18 protein-coding genes are annotated in these 15,833 nt (G+C 42.6%); 8 read left to right on the top strand and 10 right to left on the bottom strand.

The window, feature by feature from the left end; genetic code table 11:
* Positions 1 to 8 precede the first annotated feature (8 nt).
* Positions 9 to 614: a TetR/AcrR family transcriptional regulator gene (locus GRF59_RS02555; RefSeq protein ID WP_160496094.1), complete on the top strand. Its 606-nt coding sequence runs from the start codon at positions 9 to 11 to the stop codon at positions 612 to 614.
* A gap of 701 nt (positions 615 to 1,315) precedes the next feature.
* On the opposite strand, the gene GRF59_RS02560 is transcribed toward GRF59_RS02555, so the two are convergent.
* The 3 genes from GRF59_RS02560 to GRF59_RS02570 form a co-directional block, all read right to left on the bottom strand.
* Positions 1,316 to 2,191, bottom strand: a complete 876-nt coding sequence (locus GRF59_RS02560) for an aldose 1-epimerase family protein (RefSeq protein ID WP_160496095.1) — start codon at positions 2,189 to 2,191, stop codon at positions 1,316 to 1,318.
* Between the two features lie 236 nt (positions 2,192 to 2,427).
* Positions 2,428 to 4,461 carry a DUF5054 domain-containing protein gene (locus GRF59_RS02565; protein WP_237391598.1) on the bottom strand — a complete coding sequence of 678 codons (2,034 nt, stop codon included), beginning with the start codon at positions 4,459 to 4,461 and terminating at the stop codon, positions 2,428 to 2,430.
* Positions 4,462 to 4,874: 413 nt separating this feature from the next.
* Positions 4,875 to 5,783, bottom strand: coding sequence for a LysR family transcriptional regulator (locus tag GRF59_RS02570; RefSeq protein WP_160496097.1), 909 nt, complete (start codon positions 5,781 to 5,783; stop codon positions 4,875 to 4,877).
* A 143-nt stretch (positions 5,784 to 5,926) separates the two neighbouring features.
* On the opposite strand from GRF59_RS02570, the gene GRF59_RS02575 reads away from it, so the two are divergent.
* Entirely contained in the window at positions 5,927 to 6,946 is a 1,020-nt protein-coding gene (locus tag GRF59_RS02575) for an alpha/beta fold hydrolase (protein ID WP_160496098.1), read from the top strand.
* Between the two features lie 516 nt (positions 6,947 to 7,462).
* On the opposite strand, the gene GRF59_RS02580 is transcribed toward GRF59_RS02575, so the two are convergent.
* From GRF59_RS02580 to GRF59_RS02590, 3 genes are all read right to left on the bottom strand, one after another.
* On the bottom strand, positions 7,463 to 7,885 hold the full coding sequence (locus GRF59_RS02580; RefSeq protein WP_160496099.1) for an NmrA family NAD(P)-binding protein: 423 nt from the start codon (positions 7,883 to 7,885) through the stop codon (positions 7,463 to 7,465).
* A 69-nt stretch (positions 7,886 to 7,954) separates the two neighbouring features.
* Complete coding sequence (locus GRF59_RS02585) at positions 7,955 to 8,320, bottom strand: NmrA family NAD(P)-binding protein (protein WP_160496100.1); 366 nt, start codon at positions 8,318 to 8,320, stop codon at positions 7,955 to 7,957.
* Positions 8,321 to 8,374: 54 nt separating this feature from the next.
* A complete protein-coding gene (locus GRF59_RS02590; RefSeq protein ID WP_160496101.1) occupies positions 8,375 to 9,013 on the bottom strand; it encodes a nitroreductase family protein in 639 nt (212 codons plus the stop codon).
* Between the two features lie 122 nt (positions 9,014 to 9,135).
* On the opposite strand from GRF59_RS02590, the gene GRF59_RS02595 reads away from it, so the two are divergent.
* A complete protein-coding gene (locus GRF59_RS02595) occupies positions 9,136 to 9,495 on the top strand; it encodes a helix-turn-helix domain-containing protein (RefSeq protein ID WP_160496102.1) in 360 nt (119 codons plus the stop codon).
* 745 nt (positions 9,496 to 10,240) lie between these two features.
* Here GRF59_RS02595 and GRF59_RS02600 read toward each other — a convergent pair.
* Positions 10,241 to 10,786, bottom strand: coding sequence for a helix-turn-helix domain-containing protein (locus GRF59_RS02600; protein ID WP_160496103.1), 546 nt, complete (start codon positions 10,784 to 10,786; stop codon positions 10,241 to 10,243).
* Between the two features lie 256 nt (positions 10,787 to 11,042).
* Between GRF59_RS02600 and GRF59_RS02605 the strand changes: the two genes are divergently transcribed.
* The 5 genes from GRF59_RS02605 (at position 11,043) to GRF59_RS30220 (ending at position 14,775) form a co-directional block, all read left to right on the top strand.
* Positions 11,043 to 11,936, top strand: coding sequence for an MBL fold metallo-hydrolase (locus GRF59_RS02605; protein ID WP_160496104.1), 894 nt, complete (start codon positions 11,043 to 11,045; stop codon positions 11,934 to 11,936).
* Between the two features lie 25 nt (positions 11,937 to 11,961).
* The gene (locus tag GRF59_RS02610) at positions 11,962 to 12,963 is read left to right on the top strand and encodes an alpha/beta hydrolase (protein WP_160496105.1); all 1,002 of its coding nucleotides are present in this window, start codon (positions 11,962 to 11,964) and stop codon (positions 12,961 to 12,963) included.
* 129 nt (positions 12,964 to 13,092) lie between these two features.
* The gene (locus GRF59_RS02615; RefSeq protein WP_160496106.1) at positions 13,093 to 13,482 is read left to right on the top strand and encodes a Rid family detoxifying hydrolase; all 390 of its coding nucleotides are present in this window, start codon (positions 13,093 to 13,095) and stop codon (positions 13,480 to 13,482) included.
* Positions 13,483 to 13,523: 41 nt separating this feature from the next.
* A complete protein-coding gene (locus tag GRF59_RS02620) occupies positions 13,524 to 14,429 on the top strand; it encodes a DMT family transporter (protein ID WP_160496107.1) in 906 nt (301 codons plus the stop codon).
* A 19-nt stretch (positions 14,430 to 14,448) separates the two neighbouring features.
* Positions 14,449 to 14,775: an aromatic acid exporter family protein gene (locus GRF59_RS30220; RefSeq protein ID WP_423802946.1), complete on the top strand. Its 327-nt coding sequence runs from the start codon at positions 14,449 to 14,451 to the stop codon at positions 14,773 to 14,775.
* A gap of 63 nt (positions 14,776 to 14,838) precedes the next feature.
* Here GRF59_RS30220 and GRF59_RS29295 read toward each other — a convergent pair whose 3' ends face one another.
* The 3 genes from GRF59_RS29295 to GRF59_RS29305 are packed head-to-tail and all read right to left on the bottom strand — an operon-like array spanning position 14,839 to position 15,505.
* Positions 14,839 to 15,195: an aldo/keto reductase gene (locus tag GRF59_RS29295; RefSeq protein WP_202128474.1), complete on the bottom strand. Its 357-nt coding sequence runs from the start codon at positions 15,193 to 15,195 to the stop codon at positions 14,839 to 14,841.
* Entirely contained in the window at positions 15,171 to 15,341 is a 171-nt protein-coding gene (locus GRF59_RS30225; RefSeq protein WP_423802947.1) for an aldo/keto reductase, read from the bottom strand. Before GRF59_RS30225 ends, GRF59_RS29295 begins: the two co-directional genes overlap by 25 nt.
* Positions 15,332 to 15,505 carry a hypothetical protein gene (locus GRF59_RS29305; protein ID WP_202128475.1) on the bottom strand — a complete coding sequence of 58 codons (174 nt, stop codon included), beginning with the start codon at positions 15,503 to 15,505 and terminating at the stop codon, positions 15,332 to 15,334. Before GRF59_RS29305 ends, GRF59_RS30225 begins: the two co-directional genes overlap by 10 nt.
* Positions 15,506 to 15,833: the final 328 nt, after the last annotated feature.

The raw sequence follows: 15,833 nt of genomic DNA on the forward strand, positions 1-15,833 counted from the left end.
CGAAGATAATGAGTAAAAAAACTGATTTAAGAGTACTGCGCACTAGACAATCGATTCGAATGGCATTTTATGAGCTTATTCAGGAAGAAGGATATGAAGCGATAACGATCCAGGATATTGCCGATCGGGCTATGATCAATCGAAACACGTTTTATCTTCACTACCAAAATAAACCTGATTTATTAGATACGTGTATGAATGAATTGTTGAGCGAATTAAAGGATGCAGTCGTTCTTTGTCCCATCAGCATGAATCCTTTCAGCATTTCTATACTCGAGACAGTCATGCAAACTGTTCTGGAACATATTTCCCGCAACATCACCTTTTACTATGCCATGTTAATTGAAGAAAATAGAATCTATCAGTTTCGATCGAAAATGGAGAATATCATTAAAGATAAATTAAATGAGGGGTGGAATCCTGCTCTGGGAAATTCCCCTTTAGCGATATCCAAGGAATTTCTGCTCGAATATCTCGTATCGGCTTTCATGGGGATTGTCATTTGGTGGATTAAAAACGATCGGCCACATCCTGCGGACGAAGTTTCATCTCAGTTTAGCAGAATCGTTGCCTACGGGCATTTAAAAGCTGTCGGCATAACCGTCGTGGAATAAAATGAGCGAGGGTAGAAGGAGTGTACAGGTACTAAACAGGTATATTGGGGATTGTCAATACCAAACTAGACAGATTTCTTAAGTGCCTGCTTTTTGTAAGCTAATGGGCTGAGATAGCCTAATGTGGAGTGAATTCTTGTTTCTTTACATGTTTACCCAGTTCCATCTTTAACTGGGTCAGTGACTCAAACTTTCGATTGTTTACGTATTCCGTTTTGATTAACTTAAAGGCGGCCTCTGCGACTGCACTATCAGGTTTAATCCAAAAATTACAGCAAAGTATTTTATTAAGCTAACGGGGAACTACAGCTTAACAAATAACTAAAACGCGGTTGCCGTTTCCCGTTAGCGTAATGCACCACACTATTCTTGATTGCTCCGGATGTTGCCAACAAGCCATTTCGCAGCATCTAAGAGGTCCTTCGCAACAAAATCTGGAGATGCTTGCTCAAACCACTTATTGCGATATTTTTCTAAAGATTGCTTACCCCAGCCTGTCTATACATCATTGAATAAAATAGAGCTAAAAAAGAAGACATTCTTCCTAAAAATAGGGTCGAATGTCTTCTTTTTTGAATTTTATACATACTCCTTAAGAAAAAGGTAAGTACTTCAGTGCTCTCTCCTATAGATTGAAGCTTATTGCAATGGTATGGAGCCGAGCTTAAGCAGTTGAGAACCCTGCAGATCCTTTCGGATCGTCAGTTGATTTCAATGGACAGGGAGCTTGTGAAACTCGCCCCCGGTTCCAGGTTGATTATTCCCTCTTTAGCTTGAAGTTCACCTTCGAAGACGTCCATATCCGCTACTCCTTGCCAAGGTTCGATGCATATGAAGGGAGCGTTCAAAGGCTGCCAGATGCCGAGGTCGGGAAAACCCTTATAGGTGACAACTACACTTTTGGCGGAGTGCTTGCTTCTAAGCGAAATCTTCCGAGAGTTCACATTTCGGAAAATCAATGCGCCTTCGGCGAACATTTCATGGGATAACGGCAGGATGGTCTCTTGTTTCAGAACGGGCTCCGATTTGCCGCTGATCAGCAGGCCGTCCGAATTCAAGAACAACCTTTCAAGGTTTTCCGATTCAGCGAACTCCAGATAGTAATCGCTCAGGCTACCGTTGTCATCAAGCGGACAATTGAACGCCGGGTGGGTTCCGAGCTGGAAGAAGATATCCTGTTCATCGCTATTTTCCACCCGGTAACTAAGTTCCAGTGTGCTTGCATTCAGTTTATATGTAATATATAGGTTGAATTTAAAAGGATAACTAGCCAGGGTTTTCTCATCATAAGAGAGGCGGTAAACCGCGTGGGTGTCGCTTTCTTGGACCAGCGTAAATTCACTGCGTCTGGCGAATCCGTGATTGCCGATCTTATAGGCTTTGTTGTCCACCTTAATCTCTCCGTTCCGAGCCGCACCAATAATGGGAAACAGCACCGGAGAACGGCCTGTCCAATATGTCGCGTCACCGCTCCAGATGTATTCAAACTCCGGATCCAGCTTTCTGAAACTGATCAGTTCCGCCCCAAGGGTATTAATCTCAGCTTCCGCCGAGCTGCTGCGCAAAATTTTATTCATTGTTGTACTCCCCTTTTATACTTATAGTCCACAGATACACGTATTATATCAAAGTTCTTGAGGGAGTTGAGAAAACGACAGCCAATTCATCAGCTGCCGTTTCTTCGTGCTTATCGAGCTATCGTGTCCCGCTAACCCGAATAAAATGAAATCTAGATATTGCCCGTTGTGTAGAAGACTTGACGACGAACACCATCTTGAACGCAACCGACATTTCTCAACATCGCAGGAAATTGTTACCCCAACACTAACTCATAACGAGCGAAAATATCTTCTTCATACCACATCGTGAAATTAGTTCCCCATGTTGTGTTCAATAGTGTAAACGTAAATTTATTGTTGTCTTGATGGTATTTGTTGTTATAACTTAGATTGTTATTTGTTCCGATTCCCAAAAGAGGGGCATCAATAGGTTTAATATTGATTTTTTTATCGCTACCATCGTAAATTAACTCTTCAATCATGTGCTGCAACTTATTTCCGTGACCTACCACTTCAAAAGGTGAAATAACGGTATCAATTTTACGAATCTTCGTTAAGTATGGCGAATTCAAACGTGGTGTAATGTCAAAAGAATAAATTTCTGGATAACGAATTGCATCTTTATCCTTTAATAAAAGTGCAATTTCAACTTTATCTCCAAATTGATATTTAACCTTTACAACTCTTGGAGCACCATACTCCTCCACAGCTCTTTGGCTATACTTTAAAGTTGCAATAATCGAATCATTTTCCTTAACTAATTTCACAACATGTGGTGTGAAATTTTCATTCAATTGAATGCGTTTTTGAATTTCCATTCCTGGCTTTAAGAAGTCAATTGCCCACCAATTATGTTGTAATTCACGCAAATAGTTATAACGTAGGTTATCATAGTCATTTTGCCCAGCAATTGTATAGCTCAGAACCCCGAGTTTGTTGTCCTGATCAAAGTAAAGTGTTCCATCCTTTGCTAAGTGGTTAATTGAACCATCGCTAGCAAACATAACTTGATACCCGTTTACCGAAATCGATTCTTCCAAACCACATTCAATACCTTGGTTTTCAAAGATATGATATGGAACTTCGATAAGTTTTTTAATGTTATTTTGATCTTTAGGCTCCAAACAAGCTATTGCACGATCAACGTTCTTGCGTTGTTCTTTCCATGAAGACTCATAAAATTTGTACGAACGATCCGTCCACTCATTATAAGTGAATTTCATTTCGCCAACAGTTGCATCTTTAACAATTCCATAAGCGTAGGTTAAATCATGATCGGTAATTTGGTCTAAACTACGCGCTCGCTCAAAGTCTTTCTTTTCATAATTCATATAGTCACTGAAATAGCGTTTGATATCCATTCCCCAAGTATGCTCTGGAACTAACATCGCATAGAAATTAGCATCATCATTTTCTATTTTGTTATCAGACATGTAATTCGTTAAAATCCGATAATCACGAATGATTTTCGGATCAGACATCATTCCGTGAATCCATGTGTCCCCAATCTCCTCTGTAATAACTGGCAGTTGGTCACGTATTTCCCAAATTTCATTTGCAAACTGATCCATTGAAGTCATTTCAAGCTCATAGTCTGGATACTCATTCGCCATTTTTGACAAAAAGGCGTTAATTTTCTCTTTTGTTCCTGGACCACTATTATCATGAGTATGCATAAACGCCAGCTTGTTATCCATGCAATCAACTCCGATTACGCCACCATAGTCGTTTGAATAAGAGACAATGATCTCACTTTCACCGTTCTTCCATAGAAATGTATCTGGAACTTCTGGAATTGAGCTCGAGCCATTTACACCAATGTGTAGGAATTTAATTCCTTGACGATATAACTCATCTACAATCCCGATCGTATGTCCTGGGACGTCAGTCATCTTTGCGCTTGTTGTTTTGTATCCATAACGAGCATCTAACTTCTTTGAGATTGAAGTCATGTAATGTAAAGTTTGAGGTGTCATCGTTTCAGATTCAAACGTACACGGGATTGCGTGCCAGCGAATGTAACCTTTCTTTATGGCGTCGTCTAGCTTTTTACATGCTTCTTCATCCATGGTTTTGAAGTAATATTCAATAATAAAGCTACCTGTTGTCCAAACAAAGTCTTTGCCCTCTTTTCTTAAGTCTTCAGCTAAAGTGATTGCGTTTTGAATGTAATCATGGCAATACTTGTGCAAGACATTTTCTGCTAAATCGGTAAAACCAATGTCCAAATGAGTTTTGTTTATCACATAGATTTTTTTCATTTCTATAATCACGCCTCTCTTAGTCATAATACGTCGTGAAATAATTACTATCAGGCTTTTACTTCACTTTTGTTTTTACAAGGTTCGGCCATTCCACTTCGGACTCTGAATCATGATCTCTCATAAAACACTCTTAATAATTAATTATGGGTATTTCACTTAACATCTCCGCATATTGTGGGGTATCCGAAGTAATAATAGGTCATTCCATACGTTTAGTATTTATTTTATACGGACACTTTTTTTAAAAATCCAGACATTTTAATGTGTCTACCACCTGTTTCATACGATAGTTACTTCAACACGCAAAAAAGGAGCTGCCTCCAAGCAAGCTCCTCAACTCTAGTGTCCCGTTAGCGTAACGGGACACTCATTTGTTTTAGGGAAATCAATATATATATAGGTGCGAAACGGTGTATGCTTGATGCCTCATACATAAGCTATACGGTTTTATTCTCATTCTGTGAACCAAAAACTACCCTGGTTGCTTCTATGAAAGATAACATGATTGGTGAAAGCCACTTGTCTTTATGCCACAACATCTGTGTATATACCTGCAAGTCCGGAATTTGCCATGGGAGGACAACAAGTTCTCCGCGTTCAATTTCAGATTCCGCGACGATCTCAGGAAGAAAGGCAATACCGATTCCTGAAATTGCACATTGTTTAATGGCTTCAGCACTTTGAAACTCTAAATATGTAATGCTATCAATGCCCTCTTTCTCAAATGACCGATCAAACATCGTTCGATATGGACAACCCTTCTCATTCGTCAGGAACACTTCTTCATGAAAATCTTCCAATTGCAGCACAGTTTGTTTGGCGAGTGGGTGATCTGGAGCAGCTAACAATCGGAAATGTTCTTCCAGCAAAGGTTCCACGGAAAGTCCACTCGAGCGAATGGATTCATCCAACATATAAACAATATCCGTGGTTCCCTCAAAGAGCGTTTGCTTGAGCTCTTGATTCGGAACGGAGCGGAAGATTAGACGAACTCCCGGATGCTGCGAACGAAACCGTTGGAAGACAGGTGGAAGTCGGTAGGAGCAAATAACCTCATTCGCACTTATCGTTAAGGTACCACTTAGTTTTTCATTATCATGGACAGCACTACGAGCTTCGTCCATTTTTTCAAGAACGCCTTGGGCGTGTGTTAAAAAGCGTTTACCCGCAGTTGTGAGCGCGAGTTGCTTGCCCAACCGATCAAAGAGGCGAACACCTAGCTCATCTTCCAATGCTTTAATTTGCATCGTGACGTTGGAAGGAACGTAGCTCAGCACTTCTGCTGCCCGCGTGAAATTCAATGTTGTTGCAACCGTACAAAACGTATTCAGTTGGCGCAATTCCATCCGATGCTCCCCCTTCATCATTCAATTTTATTGAATGCTATCTTGAATTCTGTTCACTTTTATTGAGAGTATCACAGCTCTATACTGAGCACAAGAGATCACAGTGAACAAGTGGTCTTCATTTTGAAGGGAGCGACTATACGATGGACTATGAAATTTTTAATTTGGGTGATGTACTCTTACAATCAGGAGTGACGTTACCAAATGCCTTTCTTGCTTATAAAACTTATGGAAAATTAAATGAACAGAAGGATAATGTTATTGTCTATCCAACGGCTTTTGGGGATCAGCATGTTCAGAATGAATGGCTCATTGGCAGCGGGATGGCACTCGATCCAGAGAAATATTTTATTATCGTTCCCAATTTGCTGGGCAATGGGCTATCTTCCTCTCCCAGTAACACGCCTCCTCCATTCGATCGGGCTAACTTTCCACAGGTAACCACCTATGATAACGTTCGATTCCAGCACCAACTGCTAACCGAAAAATTCGGTATTCAAAAGATTGCTCTCGTCGTCGGGTGGTCGATGGGCGGCATTCAGGCATTTCAATGGGGGGCAAGTTACCCGGAGATGGTCGAACGAATTGCACCTTTCGGAGGCATCGCCAAACCTTGGCCTCACACATTTGTGGTCCTAGAAGGCGTGAAAGCTTCGCTGCTATCTGCAGTCGGCTTCGACCCAAGTAAATTAAACCAACTAAGTTCTACAGACATGCGTGCCGTTGGTCGGGTGTATGCGGGATGGGGACTGTCACATGCGTTTTATAGAGAAGGGCTTTACCGTGAGATGGGATTTGACACATTGGAGGATTTTGTAGCTGGTGTCTGGGAAGATAGCTTTATGAATATGGATCCTCATAATGTTCTGGCAATGTTATGGACAGGCCAACATGCAGATATCAGTGCAAACCCCTCCTATAACGGAGACTTTGATAAAGCACTTCAGAGCATAAAAGCTCTTGCCTGTATCATGCCGGGAAGCACGGATCTCTTCTGCACAGCGGACGATAATGAATACGAAGCTAAGCGTATACCTAATGCTGTCTTGAAACCAATCCAATCGATCTGGGGCCATTTTGCCGGTCGCGGAATCAACAGTGCCGATAATCAATTTATTGATGACAATCTAAAACACTTGTTGTCACTTAGCACTAATGAATAGATCGTCACTTTGTATTGGATGTCTGTCAGGCCTAGCAAGATTCCTTGTTCTTAGCCCGGTTATATCTCTCATGAATTCATAACCTAACCGATCGGATTTGAGGTCACCAGAACTTACTGGTTCGACCTCTTTTTTCCGCGATCGTACTTCCTTTAACGAATTCAGTTTACTCTGAAGACTGTGGCATGTCTTTAATCTTAAAAGTTAAACTTATTTTTTATCGTTTGCATACCTGGAGTATAGACTTGTACCCTTATGCCGCCGATTCTACCTGGCATTTGCATCAAGTAGGCAGTACAAAAAATAAAAATAGACTAAGCGGTCTTTGTCCTCAGTTCCATGGAACTGAGGCCGTTTAGTTTTGCTTGTAGTCGTTCGTAATTGTGAATGCGCTTCAGCGGCTGCTTGAAGGCGCTGTGCTGCTTCCGTAGCTCCTTCTGCTCTTCACTACTTCCCTGCAAAAGCAAGGCTACAAAAGAAGTTGGACGGAAAACTTACATTTTCCCGTCCAACTTTTTATTTTTGGGACTTATTGGACAGATCCTTATCACAGCCCGGATTATTCAAATCGAACCCGGACTGCGCGATTTGATTAATTTCAAACCTGCCTCTGTTTTCCTCAAGCCATTCCGCAAAAGATTTAAGCGCAACCCCATACTCTCTTGTTTCCTGAATATCGAAGCCGCAAGCGGGGACATCCTCCAGCCACTCCATTGCATAAAGCGTTCCCTGCAACATGCCCCGCTCCAAGGCTACCTCGCTGCTTACCGTTTCGAAAACAACTTTTTTATCAAACACGCGGCTCATCGTTTCTGCAATCTCCGTCATGGAAAGCTCTTTGCCTGCGATATTAATATCCTTGCCGTGAAACTTTTGTGGTGCCTCAAATGCGGTGCGGTCGAATTTGGCCGTATCCTCCCCGGAGTTAAGCTTTAACAAGGTACTGCCTATATTCTCTTCGACATTGTACTTGTGCTCCCAAATCTGTTCGAGGAGCTTATATTTACTCTACCGTGGAAAGTGATTGCTGCCGGCGACCGAGATGTGCACGACTTGTTCGATGCCAGCGTTTCTTGCCGCTTCCACCATATTTGCGGCATTTCGCGGCTCGATCGTTTCATCGTAAGGGTCGGCATACTGCGACGAAAAAATCGCTGATACATTGTCCATGGCTGGTTCCAGCGAAGCCGCGTCGGCCAAGTCTCCTAGGATCAATTCTGTCCCCTGGGCAGCCATTTGTCGGGCAATCGCAGACTCCGGGTTTCGCGTCAGGATCCGTACGCGATGGCCATGCTTCAACAACTCGCGGGCTACGTTCCCACCTTGCGTTCCCGTACCTCCTACAACCCAAATCGGTCTTGCTTTGTCGAGCACTATATCTGATCGCTCCAATCTTTAAAATTTATTACAAACCAAGTTTATAAATGGTTATCTCCAAAATGTAATCTTGTCAGAGCATAGTCGAACGGACTCATGACCTTCCTCTATCGCTTTTCCTATTGAAATAATCATCACGGGAGCATAGCGCTCTTCATCTAAATCAAATGCTTTGGCTACCTGATCAGCTTCAAAGCCTGCCATTGGATTCGTATCATACCCATGTGCGTGAGCCACTAACATTAACTGCATGGCAAAGAGGCTGCTATCGATTTTTGCAACTTCAACTTTGATTTCTTTTGGTAGCGTCGGATACATCGATAGCATGGTTCCAAGTTGACGATCTCGTACTTCAGCTGGCATTTTTCCTTGTTCCACGGCTGAATTGTAGATTTCCTCAGCGTATAAATAGCTTTCGGTATCACCAAAAATGATTAACATGGCCGATGAAGTATCGTTTTGTGCTGTATTGAAACGCATAAGAGGTCTTAGTTTTTCTTTTCCTTCTGGAGTATCAACCACAAGTACACGCCAAGGCTGCATATTTGCAGAGGATGGTGCCAAACTGGCTTCCGAAATAATTTCATTCATCTCTTCTTTCGATATTTTTATGTTCTCATCATAATGACGCACAGAACGCCGTCCCTTGACTACACTAGCGAAATCGTTATTTAAAATATGGTTGAACATAGTCTCTCTCCTTTTGATAACGTTCAATTTATTTGACAGGATGTGTGCCGTTCGTTATCATATCCGTATTATGAACTATGAACCTAGGTTTATAGCAACAATGAATAAAGAAGGTCATTTCGATGAAAATAAATGATGTTTCAAAATTAACGGGTTTGCCTATATCAACATTGAGATTCTACGAACGTAAAAACCTAATTCCAGACACTCTCGTGAAAAGAGATGTTAATAATTATCGTATTTATTCTGAAGAAGTTGTTGAATTTCTAAATGATTTGAAGACACTTTTATCCGTAGACTTTTCTGTAGAGGAGTTAAGCTTACTAGTCAATCAAGAACTTAATTTAACATACGAGGTAAAGAAAAAAATGGTTGAACAAAAAATTAGTGAAATTGAAGATGTCCAGCAACAATTGAGAAAGTCGAAAAAATTCTTGTATGCAATCATGGAAGGAAAAGCGGATTTTCAAACAAAGTGTTAAGGACTATTAGGGAATCGTCTCTCACGGAAGATGTTAGCCGATCTTCTTCATGGTCATCCTAATTGTTAGAAGGAGAATATCTTTGTTTAATTAGTTTTTTGACATGGTGCCAAAAGCATAGCTCTCGAAGTCAAATTTTCTCCAATTTTTTTTATTCTTAAGAAATCGAAACCAAAAGTCGTATATGAATGATTGTACATGCTGAGAAAGGGCTACCCTAAAGACATTACGTAATGTCTTTGGGGTAGCCCTTTACCTTACGTTTGAGCTCAACGACAGCTAGGTTTCTTTTATTGTACATTAATGTTTCCTGACTTGAGCGTCATCACCCGTACGCCCCTTCCCGACATCCAGGTCAGTGGTTACACGTACGGATTCGTCTCAGTGAGTGCCTTTACTTGAATAAAGGGTCATCACGAAATGGCTCCACCGGCCGTCATAATTTTTTCGATCTATCTCACGTTACCAAATGAATCAAAAATCTTTATTCCTTGGGTCTTTACATCTTTAAGTATTGCCTCTGCGAAATATTCAAATTCCGTGACTAGAGTATTTGAAATTTCATGTTCTAGGTTTTGTCCTAGTTCATGGTGTCTTGGTATTCTATTAGTTAATTCAGTTATATGGGTTATATATTGATTGTTTGAATCAAATAAGATAAATGCGTCAGTCTGTCGCTCCGATATTTAATTCACTAACAATCTCAATCTCATTTAAATTGATTTCGAGATCATCATTCCTCAACTTAAAAATATGGAGGCGTCGATACGGCAAGCACCAAAGTCTCACCTTTCCATACGTTCTTATAGCGGTGCGGTGTTCTAGCGTCGTAATAAATACTGTCTCCCTCCTCCAGAGTGTATCTATCATTCCCTAACATGAACTCTATACACCCCGATTGAACAAGCAGAAATTCTTCTCCTTCGCTGTGCCCTACACCTACATCGCCGGAGGTTGCACCTTCTTCAAGCACACCCAAGATTGGCCCCATCTTATTTCTACTTCCCTCGCTAAGGGAATACCAAGTAATACGAGAGCCTTCAGAATGCACCAACGTTTTGCGCTCATTTTTTCTCACGACAATGTTTTGTTCTTTATTTCCGAATAAATCGGTGAAGTTAACATTCAACGCATTGGCGATTCGCTTCAGGACGCTTATGGATGGATTCGCTTTATTGCGTTCGATTTCGCTGAGAAAAGATACTGAGATGGATGCCGCTTTTGCCACCTCTTTGAGCGTTAATTTCTGTTTTTTGCGAGTATTTCTTATAGCCTCTTCAATAGAATCCATCTGCCAATTCTCCTATCGATACATATTTTTCGCTGATAGCGAAATTTATATTATGATCGTAATCAAAATAACGAGCAATAGCAAGCCCTCGCACGGGGTCTCAATTTCGGTGTAAAAACGTTGATTTGGCGCTATTTTTCAATTAAGATTTTAACAAGGCTGATGTGCAAATACGATCCCGGGACATTTTACACATAATAGGTTTTAATATAATATTTCAGTTTCAACGAAATTTCCAAGGAGGACGATGAACCAAATGACAAAGCTACCCAAAATTTACACCGTAGGCGATACCACTGTTACCCGTGTTACGGAAATGGTAATCAGTGGCGTTCCACCAGAAATATATTTCCCAGGCACGTGGGATCCCGCTTTTTTGGAAGAGAACAAACAATCCTTCCCTGAAGGCTTAATAGATGACAATTCGCAGCTCATCGTTAGCATCGGCACCTGGGTCGTGAAAACGCCCAAGCATACGATTCTTATTGATACAGCTACAGGAAATGATAAAAACCTGCCACTCAATCAGGATCTCGCCAATCTACAATTGCCTTATCTCGAGCGGCTTAAAGAGACTGGCGTTACTCCAGAGGAAGTTGATTATGTGTTATTAACGCATTTGCATGTCGATCATGTCGGTTGGAATACGAAGCTTGTCGACGGCAAATGGGTACCGACTTTCCCGAATGCTAAGTATGTGTTCCCTATTAAAGAACAAGAATATTACTCCAGTGAAGCAAGCCATAACAAAGAAAACGAAGCTAACTTCAATGTTTATGAAGAGAGTGTACTCCCTGTTGTAGAGGCTGGCTTGACGGAAACAATCGGCCCAGAAGGCGGGAAGTTTCTAGATATATTTACATTCATTCCGACTCCAGGTCACAGTATCGGACAAATGTCCATTCGCCTTTCATCAGGTGGAGAAGAAGCTTTTTTCGGCGCTGACATCATGCATCATCCATTCCAAGTCATGAAACCTGAATGGAACTCTATGTACTGTGAATTTGGTGATCAAGCTCGAATCTCCCGCAGGTGGGCTTTGGAATACGTCGCCGATCGCCCAATTATTTATTTCAGTACGCACTTTCCAGAGAGTTCAGCAGGTTATGTAACCAGAAGCGACGACGGCTTCAACTGGCGCTTTATCTAATATAACGAAAAGAGGCGAAACATTTATGTCTAACAATACATTCAATAAATCTATTAACATCGTATCCGAGAACTTTAATATAGCCAGCGACACGCCTGGTATCGAGCTATCGATCCGCAATAAACGCCCTGCAACTATGACTGTCTTCTCTAACGAGAAAACAATCGTCATGGTCCATGGTGCTACTTATCCAGTTGGCAGCCTGTATGACGTGGAGCTAGACGGATTCACCTTCCTTGATTACCTAGCCAGCCACGGCTATGACGTCTATGCGGTTGACGTTCGCGGCTACGGGGGATCCACTAGACCTCCAGAGATGGAGCAGCCAGCGGATCAAAATCCTCCGCTTGTTCGTACAGAAACCGGAGTTCGTGACTTTGGCTCGGCCGTAGACTTCGTCCTCAAGCACCGCAATCTAACAAAGGTCAATGTACTTGGAATGTCTTGGGGCGGTACGGTGGCCGGGGCATACACAAGCCTTAACAACGACAAAGTAAACAAGCTATCCCTCATCGCTCCTCAATGGCTAAGCAGCAAGCCAATACCCATCGATACAGGCGGTCCGCTTGGTTCTTACCGCCTTGTGCCAGCAGGGACCACTAAAGAGCGCTGGTTAAGTGCAGCTCCCGAAGGGAAACGTGACGGCCTAATCCCTCAGGGGTGGTTCGAGAAATGGGTTGAAGCAACTCTGGCATCCGATCCTAATAACAAGACAGTACACCCAGAACATATTCGTGCTACCAACGGGCCTATTCTGGATATACGCGAATATTGGACGGTTGGGAAAGCCTTCTATGAGCCTAAAGCTATCACCGTACCTGTGCTCCTCGTCCACGCAGAGTGGGATATAGATGTGCCCTTAGAATTGGCACAAAACTTCTTTACCTCCCTAACTGGTGCTGTTTATCGCCGTTGGGTTGAGATCGGAGAAGGCACTCATATGGTACTGCTTGAGAAAAATAGACTTCTGGCGTTCCAAGCAGTTCAATCATTCCTAGACGAGGCTTATACGCCAGCGGGCCAATAATGACGCAACATTAGCGGATTCAATACTATCTCCTAGCTATTCTGAGACCCGCAGCTTGTTGCTGCGGGCTCTTTAATAACCGAAAGCTATACGACAAAACCTGTATACATTAAAGGAGGCATATGCACCATGAATCATACAGCTATTACATCCGCCCAAGCGCCGACTGCAATCGGGCCTTATTCACAAGCCATTGCTGCCGGATCTGTTATTTACACATCAGGAATGCTCCCAATAGATACGGAGGGCCAGTTGAAGGAAGGCATCGTTGCGCAAACTCAACAGATCTTATCGAACCTTCAGAACGTATTATCGGAAGCTGGCTATACTCTAGAAGACGTTGTGAAAACCTCAGTCTTTATGACGAATCTAGATCACTTTGGGCAAATGAATGACGTCTACAGCCATTATTTCGGTAACCATCATCCCGCTAGAACTACCGTGCAGGTAGCCAAACTGCCACGTAGCGCCGAGATCGAGATCGAACTGGTTGCCATCAAACGACAGTTAAACCAATAAGGCTGCTGTACTAGCCAAATTTTGAAAGAAGGCGCATTTGCTTGCGAACTTATCTGCTTCTCTTACTCTGCGCGACTCTCTATGGAAGCAACTTCGTATTCGGCTCACTCTTGCTGCGAGAATTTCCCGCAATGCACCTATCCGCATACCGGCTTGCTGTCTCCTCGGTGTTCCTGATTGGCTATCTGATCATAGCCAAGCGTATGATTCGACTGACTACACGCGATGTCGTCTACTTAATTCCACTTGCTCTAATTGGGATGTTGCTGCACCAAGTTTCGTTCTTTACAGGATTGCAGACGATAAACGCGACGACAGCTTCGCTTATATTGTCACTTTCTCCAATATTCACTGCCTTACTCGCGCGACTCTTCCTAAAAGAATCATTCACTCTGCGTATGGCCGTAGGATCCCTGGTCGCGCTTACCGGCGTCTTCTTCGTAGTCGGCCAAGGCAGAGGATTGCATATATCACTAACAACGGGTATGGGAATCATGTTTATTTGCATGCTCGCCTTCTCCGGAGCTACCGTCCTAATGAGAAAGCTGACAGAAAGAATGGATGCGCTCACTGCGACCGCATATTCAACTTTACTCGGCTGCATGCTCGTATTTCCGGTGGCCGTATGGCGCGAACCTCATGAACAGAGTATTCATTCCTTTGGTTGGTGGGTACTCTTAATCGGCTCTGCTCTGCTCATTCAAGGCCTATGTGCAATCATCTGGAACAACCAAATTCGGAAGGTCGGTGCTGCCAAAGCATCCGTATTTCTAAATCTCCAGCCATTCGTAGCCATGGTCCTTGGTTACTTCATGCTCGGTACTCCGGTAACCTCCACACAAATCGGCGGTTCCATTCTCATTGTCTGCGGAGTAGTCCTTGCTACCTTGCTGCCTAAAAAGAAATCGCATAACGATCCGATAGCACTCACGACGGCAAAGAGGTAATTCTATCATAGCCCATCGTATTATCAAATCGGCGCTTGCAGCGATTGTTGCCAATTACGCAGCAGAGCTATTGGGGATTCATTCACCAGCCAATACCGGATTGCTGGCCATTCTTGGGGTCGAAGTACCAAGGCGCAGAGGAATACGCAGTGCCCTTAATCGGATAACGGCGTCTGTGTTCGCTCTGGGTGCTGGATCAGCAATCATTCTCGATGAATTTAAGATGCTAGGGATTGGTCTTGGTACCATATACCCAAAAGGTTCACCAAAGCTGGAAGAAAATGCTTCTGCTTCTGCTCTTTCACTTGCTCAAGATTTGATTCATCAGTTTTTCTGCAGATACTAAAAAACCGTTTCGCGGTAATTTCCGCGAAACGGTTCAGTAATCCGAAAAGACGGATTATAGTGATTAATGCATCGGCTTTTCCCAGTCACCTTTGATTACTATTCCTGTCTCTTTCGCCGCTGCTTCAAGATCATGGATTTCCTGTGCTGTCAGCGTGATTTCAGCGGCTTTTACAGCATCATCAATTTGGGAAGTTCTTCTAACGCCGATTATAGGAACGGTTCCTTTCGCAATGGCCCAAGCGATTGCAACTTGCGCAGAAGTCGCATTGTGCTTATCGCCGATTTCCTTCACAACATGGATCAAGCCTTCCAGTTTCGCAAGCACGTCTTCATTAAACGCCTCTCCTCTTCTGGTGCCGCTTGGGAGAGGATTTTTTGCATTGTATTTGTCGGTTAGTGCGCCTTGTTCCAACACCATATAGGAGAGAAAAACACAATGTTGTTTTCGTTGCAGTAATCAATAATTCCGGCTTCTTCGGACGAACGGTACAGTAAGCTGTAATGATTTTGTACAGCAGAGATTTTCAGCCCTTCTTCAGCCAGAATACTTTGCGCTAGTTTGATTTCCTGAGTCCGGCTTTCATCGCCGAATCAAAAACCGGTTTTAAGTCTTCCGCGATAAGATTATTCCCGAAAATAGCATCCCCGCCGCCTTGACCGGTCCCCCATGACCAGGTACCAAGAGCGATCGAAGGAATCATTTCATTTTGCAATTTTACCTTTTTCATTTGTTTCAACACCTTTTTATATTAGTGAAATTTTAAATACTAACTAGAGTTTGGTTTGTACGTACGACTTAATAATTACAAAGTAGATGCGTCAATTACAAAACGATACCGGTCGTCCCCTTAAATCGGAGTGAAATATAGAAACCAGAGTTTCATTCAGAATCTCTCCTTCATTCTTATTTTAATACTGCTGCGTTTACCGCATGAGATAAGAATATCAGGGAGACGAATGAATTTCTTTGCCTACAAGCTCATACTATTTGTTTATTTAGCTCATTTTGTTTCTGTAAATAACAAAATACCGTTCCGCGGTAATTTCCGCGAAACG

This window comes from Paenibacillus dendrobii, from assembly GCF_009807035.1.
GTDB classification, from domain to species: Bacteria; Bacillota; Bacilli; order Paenibacillales; family Paenibacillaceae; genus Paenibacillus_AQ; species Paenibacillus_AQ dendrobii.

Excerpts from the sequence above, each read along its gene's own strand:
- GRF59_RS02560 (WP_160496095.1), bottom strand. The coding sequence starts at position 2,191 with ATGAATAAAATTTTGCGCAGCAGCTCGGCGGAAGCTGAGATTAATACC.
- GRF59_RS02605 (WP_160496104.1), top strand. The coding sequence starts at position 11,043 with ATGACAAAGCTACCCAAAATTTACACCGTAGGCGATACCACTGTTACC.
- GRF59_RS02565 (WP_237391598.1), bottom strand. The coding sequence starts at position 4,461 with ATGACTAAGAGAGGCGTGATTATAGAAATGAAAAAAATCTATGTGATA.
- GRF59_RS02590 (WP_160496101.1), bottom strand. The coding sequence starts at position 9,013 with ATGTTCAACCATATTTTAAATAACGATTTCGCTAGTGTAGTCAAGGGA.
- GRF59_RS02595 (WP_160496102.1), top strand. The coding sequence starts at position 9,136 with ATGAAAATAAATGATGTTTCAAAATTAACGGGTTTGCCTATATCAACA.
- GRF59_RS02555 (WP_160496094.1), top strand. The coding sequence starts at position 9 with ATGAGTAAAAAAACTGATTTAAGAGTACTGCGCACTAGACAATCGATT.
- GRF59_RS02610 (WP_160496105.1), top strand. The coding sequence starts at position 11,962 with ATGTCTAACAATACATTCAATAAATCTATTAACATCGTATCCGAGAAC.
- GRF59_RS02600 (WP_160496103.1), bottom strand. The coding sequence starts at position 10,786 with ATGGATTCTATTGAAGAGGCTATAAGAAATACTCGCAAAAAACAGAAA.
- GRF59_RS02615 (WP_160496106.1), top strand. The coding sequence starts at position 13,093 with ATGAATCATACAGCTATTACATCCGCCCAAGCGCCGACTGCAATCGGG.
- GRF59_RS29295 (WP_202128474.1), bottom strand. The coding sequence starts at position 15,195 with ATGGTGTTGGAACAAGGCGCACTAACCGACAAATACAATGCAAAAAAT.
- GRF59_RS29305 (WP_202128475.1), bottom strand. The coding sequence starts at position 15,505 with ATGAAAAAGGTAAAATTGCAAAATGAAATGATTCCTTCGATCGCTCTT.
- GRF59_RS02570 (WP_160496097.1), bottom strand. The coding sequence starts at position 5,783 with ATGGAATTGCGCCAACTGAATACGTTTTGTACGGTTGCAACAACATTG.
- GRF59_RS02575 (WP_160496098.1), top strand. The coding sequence starts at position 5,927 with ATGGACTATGAAATTTTTAATTTGGGTGATGTACTCTTACAATCAGGA.